The organism is Mycobacterium ahvazicum (genome assembly GCF_900176255.2).
Lineage (GTDB): Bacteria > Actinomycetota > Actinomycetes > Mycobacteriales > Mycobacteriaceae > Mycobacterium > Mycobacterium ahvazicum.
The window spans coordinates 127,400-144,026 of the sequence record NZ_FXEG02000001.1; the positions used below are offsets into that span (position 1 = coordinate 127,400).

The 16,627-nt window shown below is 66.5% G+C and carries 18 protein-coding genes; 11 read left to right on the forward strand and 7 right to left on the reverse strand.

The annotated features are described in order from the left end of the window. Nucleotides 1-25: 25 nt before the first annotated feature. Entirely contained in the window at nucleotides 26-1,018 is a 993-nt protein-coding gene (locus MAAFP003_RS00555; protein WP_096283497.1) for a LacI family DNA-binding transcriptional regulator, read from the reverse strand. A 246-nt stretch (nucleotides 1,019-1,264) separates the two neighbouring features. Here MAAFP003_RS00555 and MAAFP003_RS00560 point away from each other — a divergent pair, with 246 nt between their 5' ends. The 6 genes from MAAFP003_RS00560 to MAAFP003_RS00585 are packed head-to-tail and all read left to right on the forward strand — an operon-like array spanning nucleotide 1,265 to nucleotide 7,566. After that, nucleotides 1,265-2,620, forward strand: a complete 1,356-nt coding sequence (locus MAAFP003_RS00560) for an amidohydrolase family protein (RefSeq protein WP_096283499.1) — start codon at nucleotides 1,265-1,267, stop codon at nucleotides 2,618-2,620. Between the two features lie 2 nt (nucleotides 2,621-2,622). Further along, nucleotides 2,623-4,962: a CaiB/BaiF CoA-transferase family protein gene (locus MAAFP003_RS00565; RefSeq protein WP_096283501.1), complete on the forward strand. Its 2,340-nt coding sequence runs from the start codon at nucleotides 2,623-2,625 to the stop codon at nucleotides 4,960-4,962. Nucleotide 4,963: 1 nt separating this feature from the next. Further along, nucleotides 4,964-5,305 (forward strand): hypothetical protein, encoded by a 342-nt coding sequence (locus tag MAAFP003_RS00570; RefSeq protein WP_096283503.1) that lies wholly within the window; start codon nucleotides 4,964-4,966, stop codon nucleotides 5,303-5,305. A 24-nt stretch (nucleotides 5,306-5,329) separates the two neighbouring features. Beyond that, nucleotides 5,330-6,499: a thiolase family protein gene (locus tag MAAFP003_RS00575; protein ID WP_096283505.1), complete on the forward strand. Its 1,170-nt coding sequence runs from the start codon at nucleotides 5,330-5,332 to the stop codon at nucleotides 6,497-6,499. Beyond that, complete coding sequence (locus MAAFP003_RS00580; protein ID WP_096283507.1) at nucleotides 6,496-6,912, forward strand: Zn-ribbon domain-containing OB-fold protein; 417 nt, start codon at nucleotides 6,496-6,498, stop codon at nucleotides 6,910-6,912. The genes MAAFP003_RS00575 and MAAFP003_RS00580 overlap by 4 nt, the downstream gene beginning before the upstream one ends. A gap of 6 nt (nucleotides 6,913-6,918) precedes the next feature. Then, a complete protein-coding gene (locus MAAFP003_RS00585) occupies nucleotides 6,919-7,566 on the forward strand; it encodes a MarR family transcriptional regulator (protein ID WP_096283509.1) in 648 nt (215 codons plus the stop codon). On the opposite strand, the gene fadD1 is transcribed toward MAAFP003_RS00585, so the two are convergent. The 4 genes from fadD1 to MAAFP003_RS00605 all read right to left on the reverse strand — a co-directional run bounded on the left by fadD1 (nucleotide 7,511) and on the right by MAAFP003_RS00605 (nucleotide 11,373). Then, on the reverse strand, nucleotides 7,511-9,145 hold the full coding sequence (gene fadD1, locus MAAFP003_RS00590) for a fatty-acid--CoA ligase FadD1 (RefSeq protein ID WP_096283511.1): 1,635 nt from the start codon (nucleotides 9,143-9,145) through the stop codon (nucleotides 7,511-7,513). The two genes, MAAFP003_RS00585 and fadD1, sit on opposite strands and share 56 nt — an antisense overlap. A 78-nt stretch (nucleotides 9,146-9,223) precedes the next feature. Beyond that, the gene (locus MAAFP003_RS00595; RefSeq protein ID WP_096283513.1) at nucleotides 9,224-9,994 is read right to left on the reverse strand and encodes an SDR family NAD(P)-dependent oxidoreductase; all 771 of its coding nucleotides are present in this window, start codon (nucleotides 9,992-9,994) and stop codon (nucleotides 9,224-9,226) included. Nucleotides 9,995-10,062: 68 nt separating this feature from the next. Next, nucleotides 10,063-10,500 (reverse strand): VOC family protein, encoded by a 438-nt coding sequence (locus tag MAAFP003_RS00600; protein ID WP_096283515.1) that lies wholly within the window; start codon nucleotides 10,498-10,500, stop codon nucleotides 10,063-10,065. A gap of 42 nt (nucleotides 10,501-10,542) precedes the next feature. Further along, nucleotides 10,543-11,373 (reverse strand): alpha/beta fold hydrolase, encoded by an 831-nt coding sequence (locus tag MAAFP003_RS00605; protein ID WP_096283517.1) that lies wholly within the window; start codon nucleotides 11,371-11,373, stop codon nucleotides 10,543-10,545. Between the two features lie 68 nt (nucleotides 11,374-11,441). Between MAAFP003_RS00605 and MAAFP003_RS00610 the strand changes: the two genes are divergently transcribed. After that, nucleotides 11,442-12,056 carry a TetR/AcrR family transcriptional regulator gene (locus MAAFP003_RS00610; protein WP_096283519.1) on the forward strand — a complete coding sequence of 205 codons (615 nt, stop codon included), beginning with the start codon at nucleotides 11,442-11,444 and terminating at the stop codon, nucleotides 12,054-12,056. Nucleotides 12,057-12,063: 7 nt separating this feature from the next. On the opposite strand, the gene MAAFP003_RS00615 is transcribed toward MAAFP003_RS00610, so the two are convergent. Next, complete coding sequence (locus MAAFP003_RS00615) at nucleotides 12,064-13,008, reverse strand: CE1 family esterase (RefSeq protein ID WP_096283521.1); 945 nt, start codon at nucleotides 13,006-13,008, stop codon at nucleotides 12,064-12,066. Nucleotides 13,009-13,083: 75 nt separating this feature from the next. On the opposite strand from MAAFP003_RS00615, the gene MAAFP003_RS00620 reads away from it, so the two are divergent. From MAAFP003_RS00620 to MAAFP003_RS00635, 4 genes are all read left to right on the forward strand, one after another. Then, the gene (locus tag MAAFP003_RS00620; protein ID WP_096283523.1) at nucleotides 13,084-13,536 is read left to right on the forward strand and encodes a MarR family winged helix-turn-helix transcriptional regulator; all 453 of its coding nucleotides are present in this window, start codon (nucleotides 13,084-13,086) and stop codon (nucleotides 13,534-13,536) included. Nucleotides 13,537-13,616: 80 nt separating this feature from the next. Continuing rightward, a complete protein-coding gene (locus MAAFP003_RS00625) occupies nucleotides 13,617-14,489 on the forward strand; it encodes a pyridoxamine 5'-phosphate oxidase family protein (RefSeq protein ID WP_133160810.1) in 873 nt (290 codons plus the stop codon). A gap of 34 nt (nucleotides 14,490-14,523) precedes the next feature. Beyond that, entirely contained in the window at nucleotides 14,524-15,198 is a 675-nt protein-coding gene (locus MAAFP003_RS00630; protein ID WP_096283527.1) for an SRPBCC family protein, read from the forward strand. A gap of 39 nt (nucleotides 15,199-15,237) precedes the next feature. Further along, nucleotides 15,238-15,885, forward strand: a complete 648-nt coding sequence (locus tag MAAFP003_RS00635; RefSeq protein ID WP_133160811.1) for a hypothetical protein — start codon at nucleotides 15,238-15,240, stop codon at nucleotides 15,883-15,885. Here the strand turns inward: MAAFP003_RS00635 and MAAFP003_RS00640 are convergent. Further along, the gene (locus MAAFP003_RS00640; protein ID WP_096283531.1) at nucleotides 15,853-16,614 is read right to left on the reverse strand and encodes an HD domain-containing protein; all 762 of its coding nucleotides are present in this window, start codon (nucleotides 16,612-16,614) and stop codon (nucleotides 15,853-15,855) included. The genes MAAFP003_RS00635 and MAAFP003_RS00640 overlap by 33 nt on opposite strands. Nucleotides 16,615-16,627 lie beyond the last annotated feature (13 nt).

The window sequence follows — 16,627 nt, forward strand, 5'->3', positions numbered from 1 at the left end:
CAGACCGGAGTATGCCAGCGCGGCGCTAGGTCGAGGAACGCACGATCAGGCGGGCGATATCGGTGGGCTCGCCGGCCGGCGGCGGGGGATATCCCAACCGTTCGAGGAGTGCGCCCAGCGCGAAGTCGGCGACGGCGCGCGGGTCGAACTGCACGGTGGTCAGCGGCGGGCTGCTCACCATACCCATCGGACTGGCGTCGACGCCGATGACGGCGAGATCGCTCGGGCAGCGCAGTCCCGCTTCATGAATGCCGTGCAAGACGAGGCAGGCGATTTCGTCGCTCTGCGCGCACACCGCAGTTACGCCGTCGCCCACCCAGCCCCTGACCACATCCGCGGCGTTGTCCACCGTCACCTCGGCGACGGCCACTCGCGGCAAGTCCCGCGACTTGGCCGCACGCAGCACGCCCTCGATCCAGTAGTCGCCGAGGGCCCGCCATCGCTGAATTGCGGTGTAGGCGAACGCGATCCTCCGGTGGCCACGCGACACCAGATGTTCGACGCGCATTTCACCAATGGCGAGGTGCGGATCGCCGAGTGCGGGCAACGTCCCCATCTCGATGTTGGGTATGCCGGCGGCTTTGACCGCGCGGGCCGCGGCAGCGCTGAGCGGGAACAGGCTGGTGACCGCAATCGGGTCGAGGTTCTCGATCGCATCGACGACGTGCTGATCGTCCTCGGTCTCGAAGATCTGCACCTGAAGCAGGCCCAGGCGCGCCAGCTCGGTGGTCATTCGGCTGCCGGCTTGCATCGGCATGTCGCCCACGGCTACATACGGCACGATGTAGAGCACCACGCCGCTCTTGCCCCGGGCCAGGTTGCGCGCGGCCAGGTTGGGCCGGTAGCCAAGGAGCTCGGCGGCGCGTTGTACCGCCTCGCGTGTTTGCGCCGAGATTCTGCGGCCCGCAGCATTGTTGAGGACATAGCTGACCGTCGCGGTCGACACGCTGGCCAACCGCGCCACGTCCGCGTTGGTGGGCCGCGCCACCTTGTTCGCGTTCGCCTCGGGCCCAGCCATGACCCATGGTGGCATGCGGTGACCAGCGGCAACCACGATCAGGCCATCCCAGGCCGCGTCGGGCGCTGTCAACAGATGGACTATTAGTCCGTCTGTGACCATCGGGTGAGCAAACGACTGCTTGTCCACGACCCGGCGGTATGTTACCGCCGTTAAGCCGGTTTACCACCCGGAGGCAGCAATACCGGGCGTTGACGATGTGACTGGGATCATTGTCTACTAGTCGCTGTATCCAAGGAGTGCGACATGAATAAAGACGACCTGATCCTGATCAGCGTGGATGACCATATCGCCGAGCCGGCGGACATGTTCGACGCGCATGTTCCGGCGAAGTACAAAGACCTCGCTCCGCGGGTGGTCATGGAGCCCGACGGCGTCCAGCAGTGGTACTACGGCGAGGTGCGCGGGCGAAACATGGGCCTGAACGCCGTCGCGGGCAAGCCCCGCGACATGTACAACATCGACGCCTCGCGCTACGACGAGATGCGGCCCGGTTGCTTCAACGTCGACGAGCGGGTCCGCGACATGAACGCCGGTGGGCAGCTGGCGGGGCTGAACTTCCCGAACTTCACCGGATTCTCCGGCCAGGTCCTCAACCAGGGCCCCGACCGCGACGTCAACCTGGTGATGATCAAGGCCTACAACGACTGGCACGTCGACGAATGGTGCGCGGCATACCCCGGGCGGTTCATCCCGTGCGGAATTCTCCCCTTGTATGACGTCGCCGAGTCGGCCAAGGAAGTCAAGCGCCTGGCGGACAAGGGATGTCACGCGGTGACGTTCTCGGAGAATCCAGAAGCGTTGCAAATGCCCAGCATTCACACCGAATACTGGTATCCGTTGTTCGAGGCTGTGTGCGAGAACAAAACGGTGCTGTGCACCCACGTCGGCTCCGCGTCCCGGTCCCCACAGGTGTCGACGGACGCGCCGCCCAGTGTCCAGATGACGGCATCCTCAATGATGAGCATGTTCACCTTCACCGAGCTGATCTGGGCCGAGTTCTGGGCTGACTTCCCGCAATTGAAATTCTCGCTCACCGAGGGTGACGTCGGTTGGATCCCATACTTCCTGTGGCGGGCCGAGCATGTCTACAACCGTCACTCGGGCTGGACACTGGCAAAGTTTCCGCCCGGTTACAGCGGGCCGATAGACGTGTTCAAGCGGCACTTCTACACCTGCTTCATCAGCGACAAAGTCGGCGTGCACAACATGGAATGGTTCAACGCGGACATGCTGTGCTGGGAATCCGACTTCCCGCATTCCGACAGCAACTGGCCGTTCGCGCCCGAAGACATCATCGAGACGATGGGTCACCTCGACGACGCGCTGATCAACAAGATCACGCACGAAAACGCCATGGCTGCTTATTCTTTCGATCCGTTCCGGTACATCCCGAAGGAGCACGCCCGGGCCGGCCAGCTGCGCGCACAGGCCACCGACGTCGACGTGGTCACCCATGTCGGGCGGCAGGCCAGCCAGCGTGACCGTGACGCGTGGACGCGGATGACGCAATTCGCGCTGCAGGCCCAGGCCTCGGCGCAGGTACCGGTGACGGCCGAGGCGTCCGGCATCGCGGGCCGCGCGACCACGCTGGGCAATTGAGCGTGGCGGCCCGGGCACCGTTCACCGATTGGCGGGTGCTGGAGCTGTCCAACGGGATCGCGGTCTCCTACTGCGCCAAGATGTTCGCCGACGCCGGCGCCGAGGTGGTGAAGATCGAATCCCCGCAGGGTGATTCGATGCGGAGATGGTCTGCCGGCGGACCACCGGGGGCATTGTTCGGCTACCTGGCCGCGGGCAAGAAATCGGTGGTGCGCCGCGACGACGCCGAGATCACCGGACTCTTGGCCGGGGCCGACGTCGTGCTCACCGACCTGACCGACGGCTGGGCGCTCGACGACATCACCGCGCACACCGGCTCTTCGGCGGTGGTCGTCGCGGTGACGCCGTTCGGAACGACGGGCCCCTACGTCGACGACCAACTAGTCGCCAACGAGTTCATCCTGCAAGCGCTGTGCGGCTCGACCTCCGGTAGAGGCTGGCCGGGCGACGAACCGGTACAGGCGGGCGGACGGCTCGGGGAGTGGCTGGCGGCCTCGTTCGCCGCTCCGGTCGCCGCCGCCGCGGCCCGTCACGCCGCGCGGGGTGGTGGCGGTGAAGTCATCGACGTCTCGACGTACGAGGCGATGGCGATCGCGATGGGCGGGCTGTCGGCCATGTCGGCCAGCGTCTTGGGCGCGGATTCCCTGCTGCACCAACGCAGTCTGGAACTGCCGTCGATCGTTCCCACGGCCGACGGCAATGTCGGGTTCTGCACGATCACCGCCCAGCAGTTCCAGGATTTCTTGATCATGATCGACCGCGCTGATCTGGTCGACGACGCCGAGCTGGCATCGTTCGTCGGTCGAGTCGAGCGCCGCGACGAGTTCCTGGGCATGGTGACCGACTGGACTCAGACTCGGACCACGCAGGAGATCGTCGACCTCGCGGTGGCGTTCCGTATCCCGGTGGCGCCCATCGGTACTCCCGCCACGCTCTCGACCGTCGACCACTTCGTCGAGCGGGGCGTGTTCGTCGAATCCGAGTCCGGGGTGCTGCAGCCGCGGGTGCCGTACCGCAGCGACGTCATCGCGACGCGGGCACCCGGGCGAGCCCCGCTGCTGGGCGCCGACAACGGCCGCGTGCACTGGCCGCCGCGGCCCGGCCGGCCGAAAGCCGATCATCCTGATGCACTTCCGCTGTCCGACATCCGGATTACCGACTTCACCGCATTCTGGGCCGGGCCGGTGGCCACCCAATTCCTCGGCTCCCTGGGCGCCGACGTGATCAAACTCGAGGGCGTTCGCCGCCCCGACGGCATGCGGTTCTCCGCGGGCCGCCCACCCGATTGGAACCAGTGGTGGGAATGGGGTCCGGTCTTCCTGTGCAGCAACAACAATAAGCGCGGTATCAGTGTCGAGCTCAGCACCGACGCCGGTCGCGAGCTGGCGTTGCAGCTGATCGCGGCAAGTGATCTGGTGATCGAGAACTTCTCCCCGAGGGTGATGGAGAACTTCGGGCTGCAATGGGACGCGGTCCGGGCTGCCAATCCGCGCGCCGTGATGGTACGGATGCCGGCATTCGGTCTCGACGGTCCATGGCGCGACCGCGTCGGGTTCGCGCAGACGATGGAACAGGCGACCGGAATGGCGTGGATGACGGGGCATGCCGACGGGCCGCCGGTGATTCCCCGCGGGGTATGCGATCCGATAGCCGGGTTGCATGCGGCCTTTGCGGCCGTCGCGGCCCTGGTGATCCGTGACCGGGACGGGATCGGCATGCATGTCGAGTCCACGATGGCGGAGTCGGCGCTCAACGTCGCGGCCGAGATGCTGCTCGAATACTCGCGCAACGGCATTCAGATGCGCCGGGCGGGAAACCGGGGTCCCGGCGCGACTCCGCAAGGTGTGTACCGCGCTCAGGGCGACGACGAATGGGTAGCGCTCGCCGCGATGACCGATGCCGCGCGCGCCGCGCTGGCCACGCTGATCGACCGGCCCGATCTCGGAACGGATGAGGCCGGTTGGCGGGAGCGGGCCGACGAGATCGACAAGCTGCTCTCGGATTGGACGGCGCGCCACCAGGTGGACAGTGCGGTCGGCACGCTGCGGGCAGCGGGGGTGCCTGCGGCACGGGTAACGGAGGCCGCCGCGCTGCTGAACGACCCGCAACTGGTTGCGCGGGGGTTCTGGGAAACGGTCGATCACCCCGTGGCCGGCTCGTTCCGTTGTGTAGGAATGCCCTTCGTGCTCATCGGAAAACCGAGGCGCTGGATTCGCCGCTGTTCACCGTTGTACGGGCAGCACACCACCGAGGTGCTGACCGGTGTGCTGGGGAACAGCGAAGAAGATGTGGCGCAACTGCGTGCGGCGGGCGCGAGCAGCACCCGGCCGGCGGGTTTGTGACATGGCCGTCACGCTGTGCGTGCCGCCGCGGGCCGGGGAGCTCTGCGCGCCAGTGCGCTTCCTGGTGCGTCAGGATTCCGTTGTGATGGAACTGACTGCGCGGCACCGGATCACCAGCGTGGAGTGGGATGAGCAGGAGGGCGCGGTGGCCATGATCGTCGAGATCACCGATCCGCAAACCGCGCGACCGGTCGACGTGCGAATCGACGTCGTGGAAAAGGGCGGGACCGCCAGCCCCCCGGGGGTCGACGCCCGCACCCGGACGATCGGCACGGTGCTGCGCGGCGGACGGCAATACCAGGTCCTGGGAACCTATCTCGGGGTAGTAGCGGATGAGAACTGAAGGGCCGTAACGGATGGAACAACGGTGAGTGCGACGAAGCGCACCGCGGCGATCGTCGGGGTGCACAACACCCGGCAGGGACGACGGCTGGACGGCGAAACGTCGCGCGGGCTGGCGATCAAGGCGATTCTCGGTGCACTCGAGGATGCCGGCCTGAGCCTCGACGACGTGGACGGCATCAGTGCAAGCCCGCACTCGACCTCGTTGATCTACGACCTGCGGATCGGCCCGGCATGGCAGGGCTTGGCCTTCGGGGTCGGCATGATCACCGAGGCGGTCACCGCGATCGAGCACGGCATGGCCGACGTCGTGGTCCTGGTCGCCGCCCAGGCCGGCGAATACCGCGACCACGAGGCGACGGCGCCATGGACCAGGCCGGAGAACGAGTTCGTCGCGCCGTGGGGCATGTTCACCACTGCCGAGTTCGCGCTGATCGCCCGGCGGCACATGCACGTCTACGGCACCACTCGCGAGCAGTTGTCGATCGTGGCGTCGACAATCCGTAACAACGGGTCGCAGAACCCCGAAGCTGTTTATTACCAACGCGGTCCGTTCACCCCGGACGACATCACGGCATCCCGGCCGATCGCGGACCCGTTTCACCTGCTCGATTGCGCCACCACCTCCGAAGGCGGCTGCGCGCTGGTGGTGGCGAACATCGACAAGTTCGATGTGGCGAGCCGGCCGATCTACGTGCTGGGCAGCGGCGCGGACTTTCACGGGCCGTCGTATCAGCATCCACCGGCCTGGGACCTCGCCGGGCGGCGCGGTGACCACGCCCGGTACGTCAATGGCGTCGTCGGGCGACGGGCGGCCGAATGCGCGTTCCGCCACGCCGGACTTCGGCCCGACGACGTCGACGTGCTGGAACTCTACGATCCTTTCTCGTTCGAAATCATCCGTCAGCTCGAGGCTTTCGGCTTCTGCGGCGACGGCGAAGGCGGACCCTTCGTCGCCGACGGCCACATCGCCATCGACGGCAGTCATCCGATCACCACCGATGGAGGAACCATGTCCTTCAGCCATGCCGGAGCCAATCCGCAAATGATGCAACGCGCCATCCGCGCCGTGCAGCAACTGCGCGGCGAGGCCGGTGCGCTCCAGGTGCCCGCCGCGCATGTCGCGTTTTGCAGCAACGGCGGGGCGGGCGCCTTGTTCACCACCGTGCTGATCGTCGGAGACGAGCCACGATGACCGAGCTGCAACCCCAGTCCGGGCCGCTGCCGCACGCAAGCAGCCACCTGAGCGTGCCGTTCTGGCAGGGCTGTCAATCGCGGGAACTGCGCTATCAGCGCTGTCAGGCGTGCGGCCAGGCCAACTTCCCCCCGACCGAACACTGCCGCCAATGTCTCTCGAGCGAATTGCACTGGGCAACCAGCGCCGGCTGCGGCGAAATCTACAGCTGGACAGTGGTTTCCCGCCCCGTCACGCCCGAGTTCGAACCGCCTTACGCGCCGGCGATCATCACCCTCGACGAGGGCTATCAGATGCTTACCAACCTCGTCGGGGTTTCACCCGACGAGCTGGCGATCGGTATGCGCGTGCGGGTGGACTTCCAGGTCGTTGACCCGGACTTGACGCTGCCCTACTTCACCAGCCAGAAGTAGCCAGTCGTGAGTCCCCGGCGCAGCACCGATGGCCTACCGGTAACGGCCTACCTGGTGCTGGGCGTGCTGGCGGCAAACGACGAACAACTGACCGCCGGTGAGATCAAGATGCGAGCCGAGCTGACGGTGGGCCACTTCTATTGGTCGCCTTCGGTCAGTCACGTGCGACGCGAACTGAATCGGCTGCTGGAGTGGGGGATGGTCAAAGAGATCGCCGCCCAATCCGGCAAGCGTGCGATCACGTTGTACGAGACCACCGATTCCGGGCTCGATGCTCTTCGCCGTTGGGTCCAGCACTTTCCGGGCGAAGATCAGGTGGTTATCAAGCACCCGGTCATCTTGCGGACCTGGCTGGCGCGGGGCGAGGATCCCGAGCGAGTCGTCGACACGCTGGACCGGCACCTGGAAGCCACCCGGGCCCGCCTCGACGAGGCACTGTGGTCGCGACAGCGTTCCCGCGAACTCGGCATCACCGACGACCCGGACCAGCGCTTCTCGTTTGCCGTGCTGGACTACGCCATTCGCGGGTTGTATGCGGAGATCTCCAATATCGCCCAGCTGCGCGACGAGATCGCCAGCGGTACAGGCAGAGATCCGGTTAAGCGGGTGCCACGGGCGAAGGGGCAGATCCGCCGCCGGGCACCAAGGAACTAGCCGCGTCCCGGTAGGCCGTGCCGCGCGGTTCGCGTACCCACAGGGTTTCGTCCGCGCCGATCGACGTTCCCTGGGTGATCAATTGGCGTTTGAGAACCTTGTGCGTGGCGGTGCTGGGCAGGTCGGTGGCGATCCGCACATAGCGTGGCCGCGCCTTGGGGGACAGGTCGGGTTGCTGGTCCAGGAAGGTTTCGAACTCCTTGGGCTTAAGCGTCCGGCCCTCATTCAGCACCACGGCGGCCATCACCTGATCGCCGACACGCCCATCCGGCACGGCGTACACCGCGGCCCGGTTGATCGCGTTGTGGCGCAGCAGAATTCGCTCGATCGGGGCGGCGGCCATGTTCTCGCCGTCGACGCGCATCCAGTCCGCGGTGCGGCCGGCGAGGTAGATCCATCCGTCGGCGTCGCGGTAGGCGAGGTCCCCGGACCAGTACATGCCGTGGCGCATCCGTTCGGCGTTGGCGTCGGGGTCGTTGTAGTAACCGGTGAAGAAACCCGATCCCGCAGTGTTGACCAGCTCGCCCACCGCCTCGTCGGCATTGGCGAGCGCGCCGCTGGCGTCGAAGCGCGCTATCGCACATTCGGTGACGGTGTCACTGTTGTAGATCGCGATCCCGTCGATGCCCTTGCCGATCGAGCCCTTCGGCGTGCCTTCTTCGCGAATCACGATGACCGCGTTCTCGGTCGAGCCGAAGCCGTCCTCGACCTGAACCCCGAAGCGCCGGCCGAATTCTTCGATGTCCTTGTCGTTGGCCTCGTTGCCGAACGCCACCCGCAGCGGGTTGTCCGCGTCGTCGTCACGCTCGGGCGTGGCCAGGATGTAGGCCAGCGGCTTGCCGACGTAGTTCATGTAGGTCGCACCATGGTGGCGAACGTCGTCGAGGAAGCTGGTCGCCGAAAACTTCGCCGGCACGATCGCGGCGCCGGAACAGACCGCGGGCGCCCAGCCGGCGACGACCGCGTTGGAGTGGAACAACGGCATGGACACATAGCAGGTGTCCTGTTCGGTGAGGCCGAACCGCTGGACCAGATTGGTGCCGGCGAACATCGCCATCAGGTGAGACACCTGAACTGCCTTGGGATTTCCGCTCGTGCCCGAGGTGAAGATCATCATGAACGGGTCCGTCGCGGCGACTTCCCGGCACGGAACGAGTTCGCCTGCGGCACCGATGAATTCGGTCCATTGCGGCGTCGAGATGTCGAAGATCCGCGTATTCCCGAGTTCCAAGCCGTCCAGCAGCGGCCGATGTTCGGCGTCGGTCACGACGAACTGGCAGTCGGCCCGCCGGATGTCGGCGGCCAGCGCCGCACCGCGCCGGGTGTTGTTCAGTCCGCACAGCACGTAGCCGCCCAGCCCGGCGGCCGCCATCTGGTTGACCATCTCGGGGGTGTTGCCCAGCAGCGCACCGACGTGCAGTGGCCGCTGGGGGTCGGCGGCACCGATCAGGGCCGCGGCCCGCGCGGTGGCCTGCGCCAGGTGCTCGCTCCAACTCCATTGCAGATCGCGGTGTTTCACGGCGATATTCGGATCCGAGAGGCGGCGGCGCAGGAATGCCTGCATGGTGTCGTCAGCCATCGAGATTCACCTTCACCTTACGAGACGAGACGGTCCGTCTTATATTAGCCGGTCGATCTCGGCGATCACCGCCGCGGCTTATCCGCCCACCATCATCAGGCCGCCGTCGACGGCGAGTAGCTGCCCGGTGATGAAGCCCGACCCCGGGCCGGCCAGGAAAACCAGCATCGGGCCGAGGTCGCGCGCCGGATCTCCCAAGGTCCCACCGAGCGGAATCATCATCTGCATCTGCTGGTCGATCAGCGCGGCGGCGTCTGGACCGAGGAATTCGCGCAGCCGGTCGGCACCCGCCGTCTGCACCGCGGGCGCCAGCGAGTTGACGGTGATGTTGTCGGAGGCCCAGGCCTTGGCCGCTGATCGTGTCCAGGCCTGCACGGCTCCCTTGGTCGCGGCGTAGACGGCCGAAATCGGGCTGCCCATAATGGCTTCGGAGGATCCGAAGTTGATGATTCTGCCGCCCTTGGGACGCTGCTCTTTCATCACGGCATACGCCGCCTGATTGGTGAGGATGGTCGCCTTGACGTTGGTGTCCAACAGGAACGAAATGTCGTCGGCGCCGACGTAGCCGGGTATTCCCGCTTGCCAGAGTCCGGCGGCATTGACGAGGACATCGAGGCCGCCCAGCTGCTCGGCGGATTGTTGGACCATCGCCGAGACGGCGTCGGCGTCGCGCACATCGCACTGCATCCAGTTGGCGGCGAGGCCCTCGGGCGGCGGCGTCTGGTGATAGGTCGCGGCGACGTCACCCCCCGCCGCGGTGAGAACTTCGACGGCGGCCGCACCGATTCCGGTCGCCCCGCCGGTCACCAGGATTCGTCGGCCGTTGAGCACCTGTGTCGACTCTGACATGGGCGAAACGCTATACGGCCAGGGTAACGGCCCCCACACCGCCTTACCTGACAGCGCCGTGGCGGGCGTCAGTCCTTCTTCAGCTCCTCGGCGAGCATCACGATGATGCCGCTGGGGCCGCGCAGGTACGTCAGCTTGTAGGTGTCCTCATATGTCGCGACGCCGCGCAGTGGGTGGCATCCGTGCCGGGCGGCTACCTGAAGGGCGTGGTCGATGTCGTCGACGGAGAAGGCGACGCGGTGCATACCAATCTCGTTGGGAAGCGTGGGCTTCGAGTCGATCGCTGTTGGGTGGACGTACTCGAACAGCTCAAGGCGACCTCGACCGTCTGGTGTCTGGAGCAAAGCAATGTTGGCGTGGTTGCCGTCGAGGCCGACGGCGGTGTCTGCCCACTCACCGCTGACCGTGTCACGGCCCACGACCGTGAGACCGAGATCGGTGAAGAAGGAGATCGTTGCTTCCAGGTCGCGAACGGCGATGCCGACGTTCTCAAGTTTGATAGCCATGCGTTGCACGCTACGAGAACCTGCGTGCGGGCCGCGGGGCCCCTAGGCGCGCACCGCGATCGTCGACAACAGATCGGCGAGCCGGTCCGGTTGGTCCACCATCGAGAACGTCCGGGCGCCATCGATGACCTCGAACCGGGCGTTCGGGATGACGGCAGCCAGCTTTTCGCCGTCTGCGAGTTCGAAGAACGTGTCGTCGCCCGACCATGCGATCAGTGTGGGCTTGTCGAATTCCGGTAACCGGGCCGCGACGCCCGTGGTCACCTCGGTGCGCAGCGAGAGCGAAAACTGGCGCAGGTCTTCGACGATGCCGGGATCGGATAGCCCTGGGCGCACCCAGATCTCGGTGAGATCATCGATGTTGCGATGCGCCAGGCCGTCAAACGCGCGCTTGCGCGCCGCCGGGACCCGCATCGCCTGGGCCACCGCTTTGAAGGTCGTCTTCGACTTGGCCGCCAAGATCACCGGCTTGAGGATCGGCGGCGGAAAGTGTTCGAACGCATCACAACTCGTCAGCACCAGCGCACCGAGTCGCTCCGGGTAGTGCACCGCGACGAGTTGCGTCACAACTCCGCCGGTGTCGTTGCCGACCAGCACCACGTCTTCGAGGTCGAGGGCGGCCAGCACGTCGGCGACCATGCGGGCCACACCATAGATAGTCCGGTCGGCCCCCGGGCGCAGCGGTTCCGAATGCGCGCCGAGCGGCCAGGTCGGGGCGATGCACCGCAGCCCGCGCGCGGCGAGCTTCTCGCTAACCCTGCGCCAGAGTTCTCGGCCCATCATGTAGCCGTGTACAAAGACGACTGGCCTGCCGTTTTCGGGTCCGGTTGCTTCGTAATGGATGGTCCCGGCACTAATGTCGATCGTCGACATGGATAACTCCTACTCAGCGATGGGCATTTACAAACAGGCTGTCTGTTCGTAAGTTACCAACAGGTTGTATGGAAAGCAAGAGACGGACTCAGGAGGAGCGCTCCGCGGCGACCCGCGAGGCGCTGATCTCGGCTGCCCGCCGGCTGTGGGGCGAGCGGGGCTACGCCGACGTGGGCACGCCGGAGATCGCCGCGACCGCCGGTGTCACCCGCGGCGCGATGTATCACCAATTCGCCGACAAGGCAGCACTATTCGCAGAAGTCGTCGAAGTGGTGGAACAGGACGTGATGGCCCGGATGGCCACCATCGTGGCCACGTCCGGTGCGACGACACCGGCCGACGCGATCCGCGCCGCCGTCGATGCCTGGCTGGAGGTGTCCGGCGATCCCGAGGTCCGGCAGCTGATCCTGCTGGACGCGCCCAGCGTGCTGGGCTGGGCGGGATTCCGCGACGTGGCTCAGCGATACAGCCTGGGGATGACCGAACAGATGCTGGCCGAGGCCATCAAGGCGGGCCAGCTGGCGCGCCAGCCGACCCGGCCGTTGGCGCACGTGCTGATCGGCGCGCTCGACGAGGCAGCGATGGCCATCGCCACGTCCGACGACCCCAAGCGCGCCCGGCGCGAAACCCGCCAAGTTCTACACCGATTGATCGACGGGATGCTGCACGACCCGACGCGGTGACGAGTGTTCAGCGGTGGCTCTGGGTGAAGAACTGCCAGATGGTGCCGGTGGCGTCGAGTGCGGTGGACGGTGCCGGAATGCCACCGACCCGCTCGGCGAGTGGACTCGGCTCGCCGCCGGGCCACTGATGTCCCGCGCCGGCCACCGAGATCAACTCCACGGTCCGCCCGTCCGCGCATCCGGCCGTTTGAGTCGTCACGTCCCCGGCCGTCGTCGACGTCGGCGCGCCGCAGCCGTCGATGGCACGCCAGGTGGCATTGACCGCCTCCGCCGAAGGTCCGTCCACTCGTGGAATTCCGCTGGCGCCAAATGCTTTGCCTGGCCCACCGTTGTACGGCACCCGGTCGTCGGCCGTGCCGTGAATCTGCAGCACCGCCGTCGGTCGGGCCGCGCCACAGTCCGTCAGCAGGGTCCCCGCGACGGGAGCGATCGCGGCGAAGGTGTCGGTCTGACAACCCAGCCGCAGCGCCATCATCGCCCCGTTCGACATTCCGGTGACGTAGACGCGGGCGCGATCGATCGGGATCTCTTGCGCGATGGCTGCGACCATCGCGGTGAGGAATGCGACGTCGTCGACGTTGTCGCGCTGTGGCTGGCCACAGCAAGTGCCGGCATTCCAGGCCCGGTTGAGACCGTCGGGGTAGGCGACCAGGAAATGCCCACCGTTGGCCGCGTCGTCCCAGTGGTAGGAGCGCTCGGCCTGCGCGCCGTTGCCGAAGCCGCCGTGCAGCATCACCACCAGCGGAACCGCTTCGGTCAGGCCTTGCGGCCGATAGAGATGGAAGGTCCTGCTCACCCCGCCCGACTCGATACTCTGCGTGGATTGCCCGACCGGGACCGACTGAGAACCCGGTGTTCCCAACGCATGCCCGCCGCCCACACAGCCGCCGAGCACGACGATCAAAGTCGCGAGAACGCACACCCGCAGCGCGCGGAGGTAGCCGGATTGCATGACGCCATCGTGGCACCCGCGGCAGAATTTGACAAGCAACTTGTCAATCCGGCCACGAATGGCACACTCCTTGTCATGCGACGTGTTGTGGAGGGCGAATGGCAACCGACCGTTCCGGCGCTGGTCAATCTGGTTGCGGCATCGGGCGCACCGCAATTGCGAGCGGCTTTCGCCGCGGCCGGGCTGGACGGGATCCGGCCCGCGCAAGCGATCGCCTTGGTACCACTGGCGCTGGGCGGACTCCATGCGTCGGCCTTGGCCGAGCGGCTCAGGGTGAGCCGGCAGGCGGTGGCCCAGGCGGTAGCTGCCCTGGAGCGGCACGGATACGTCACCCGGGTACCGGACCCGGCCGACGCGCGCGCCCGAACAATCGAGCTGACCCCACGCGGTCGACAGGCTCTTCAGGTAATGCGCTCCCACGCAATCGAATTGGAGCGGCGATGGCAACAGGTGCTGGGTAAGCAGCGGCTGGGCGAATTTCGCGAGACGTTGGTGATGCTGTTGACGGCGGAATCCGGCTCGAACTGACGGCCGGTGAACTCCTGCCGTCGGGCCGCGCGGCCGTCATACTGTCGAATCGGGGCCCGTTCAACGAGAGGGCGGCGGTTGTGATAACTCGTGATGTCAACGTGGGCGCCGTCGCCGATTTGGCGCTTTCTCCACCACGCGCCGCATTGGCCGCCGTCGACGACGGTGAGATCCTTTTGCTTCCGGTGCACGTCACTCTCGAGGAGCCGCCCGATCCAGCGTCATCGACGCGCATCGTGCAGCTGCCCGCCGGCAGCGCAGACCTCACCGATCGGCCCGTCGTGGTGGTCGCCGACGACGGGCCCCAATGGTTTCGACTGCGCTCGCTCACGATCAGAGGGACAGCCCGGGCCTTAGGCAATGACACCTATCGGGTCACCCCTGATCGGATCGTCGCGTGGGATTACGGCGCGCTTCGCGAGGTACCGGATCGGCCCGCAACCCCGGATCGGCAACCCGCAGCGGTTTCGGCCGCAGCCGAACAGGAGGACGGCCCCGCTCTGGACTCCCCGAAACTCCAAGCGGCGGTGGATAAATCGCGGGTCATGGTGCTGGCAACCCGATCACGCAAGGGCACGGCGTTCGCGGTACCGCTCTGGTTCGTTCCCCATCAAGGTCGGCTTTATGCGACAACCTCGGCGTCGTCCTGGACCGTGCGCAATCTGGCTGCTACGTCCCGGGTGGCCCTCTTACTCGGTGGCGAAGGCGGTGACAAAGGCAGTCGTCTTCTGGTGCACGGAAGCGCTCGAGCGGTCCTCGCCATGCCACCGCCGGAGGTGCTCGCCCGGATCGCCTGGCGCTACTATCTGCGACCGCGATTCGCGGCGGTCGAGCTCAGTCACATCGGGCTGTGGCTGCTGCGAATGCGGTATTACGGCCAGTCGCGGCCGGCATACATCGTGATCACGCCCCAGACCGCGACCGAACACGGATTGCCGCAGGCCCAGGTTTAGAGATGAAAACCTTTGTCCGGCAGGCTGTTCCACGATGAGGTGGGGGGTTGCTTCGGCTATCGGGCTGGTCGGCTATGACGTGTTGATCCGGCCGACGCAGTTGGACTGGGGCGCTACAGCTTCCGAGCGGCTGATGCGATTGCCCGGCGATGACATCGTCGGGGACGTCATGAGCCATCACACCAAGGCCGTGACGATCAATGCTGCGCCGGCGCAGATCTGGCCGTGGCTGGTGCAGATCGGTGATTACCGAGCGGGCTTCTACAGCTACGACTGGGTAGAGCGTTGGGTGTTCGCCGGCACCGTGCATTACATCGAAGGGCGCCGTTCCGCGACCCGCATCCACCCCGAACTCCAGGACCTGCGTGTCGGCGACCGGATCGACACCGGGTCGATCGGATCGGTACGGATCGGCAGTGTCGTGACGGTTCTCGAGCCCCAGCGTGCTCTGGTCATCGGAACCTGGGCGTTCGTCCTCGTGCCGATGAGTGACAACCGCACCCGCCTGCTGGTTCGCGAGCGGGACACCGGATGGTTGCGATTGCTGGCCCCGCGAGGCTCCGGGCTGCTTCGCGCATTCGGCGCGGTCATCGATTACACGGTGGGGGAGCCGCTGCATTTCGCGATGGTCCGCAAGATGATGTTGGGCATCAAGCGACGCGCCGAGTCCGCCGCGGTGCCCAGTGTCCCTCGGGAAAAGGACAAGTGACCCTAGGCCCCGGGCCCCGGCCGAATCGACAATCGCACCATGTCAACCATGGGCGCCGAACGCATGCTGATCGAATCGGCGGTTCCGGCTTTCGACGCGATGCTCGATGAGCACGTTGTCGTAGCCGCTGACCCGGCGACCACTTACCGGGCCGCGAGAGGCCTGGACCTGCTCACCGTGCGCACGCCGCTGCTGGCGGCATCGATGTGGCTCCGGAACCTACTGGCCCGCCTGTCGGGTCGGGCCGTGCCCACGCCACCACGCCTGGTGCTTGGTGAGAACGAACTGCCCGGCTGGCTGGTGCTGGGCGACCGGCCGAACCGCGAATTCGCGTTCGGCGCGATCGGAAAATTCTGGCAGCCGGTGATCGAATGGCGCGACGTCACGCCGGCAGATTTCACCACCTTCGCCGAACCCGGGTGGGCAAAAATCGGGGCTAACTTCTCGGTGGCAGCCTACGGGGACAGCCACTCCCTACTCAGCTACCAATGCCGCACTGCCACAACCGATCCCGCTGCACGCCGGAACTTCCTGCGGTACTGGTGGCTGATCCGGCCCTTCGCCGCGCACATCATGCGCGCCACCCTTAAGACGATCAGGGCTAACGCTGAGGCAGCGGCCAGATCGGCTGGCGACCACCCCCCCGCGGTGACCTCAGGAGTCGAAGGGCGCCATCCGCACCGCTAGCGGCAATCCGCAGCGGACCAGGAGCCCAAAGCGTCCGCGCGGCACCGCCGCTGCCTCGGCGCGCATCATGCCCACGAGCTCGCGTTTGAAATCGCCTCGCGGGTAGCGTCGCAACACCTCGGCAACGTTGCCCGGGGCGATCTCCCAGATGCGCAGTCCGGCGCCGTCGACCATCGCGCCCCACTGCAGGTAACAGCCCATCGCGCCGTCGACCTCGACCGTGATGCCCGGTGTCGTATGCACACAGATGCCGTCGGCCAGCAGGTCCGCGCGCTGGTCATCCACTGCTGCCGCCTGGGCGCAGGCGAACATCCGTTCTGCGCTTCCGAGCGTGAAATCGCGCTCCGGCGTCGGCTTTACGATGCCGTAGTCGTGCAGGAGCGCCCCGCAGTAGAAGAGTTCGTCGTCGAGCTCGCAGCCGTCGACCGCCGCGAGGGCATGCCCGAACAGCCAGGTGCGGTAGGAGTGACCCAGCAGCGTCGGCGGCAATTCCGCGCACGCCTGTTCGGCCTCGCGCGCGAACCTGGAGTCCGGTACCCGCAGTGTGTTCAGATCGACGCGCGCGGCCGCCTCCGGAATTCGCCCCAGCGCCAGCTTGACCCGGCCCACCGCGTTGGTCCATTGGCCCGCCGCGGTAGCGAGCAGCAGACGCCGTCGCTGTGCTCCAGACAGCCGCCCGCCGGTGCGACGCGCCCAGCCGAGCCCGCCAAGCCGCTGCGGATCAGGCATGGTCGCGGCCAAT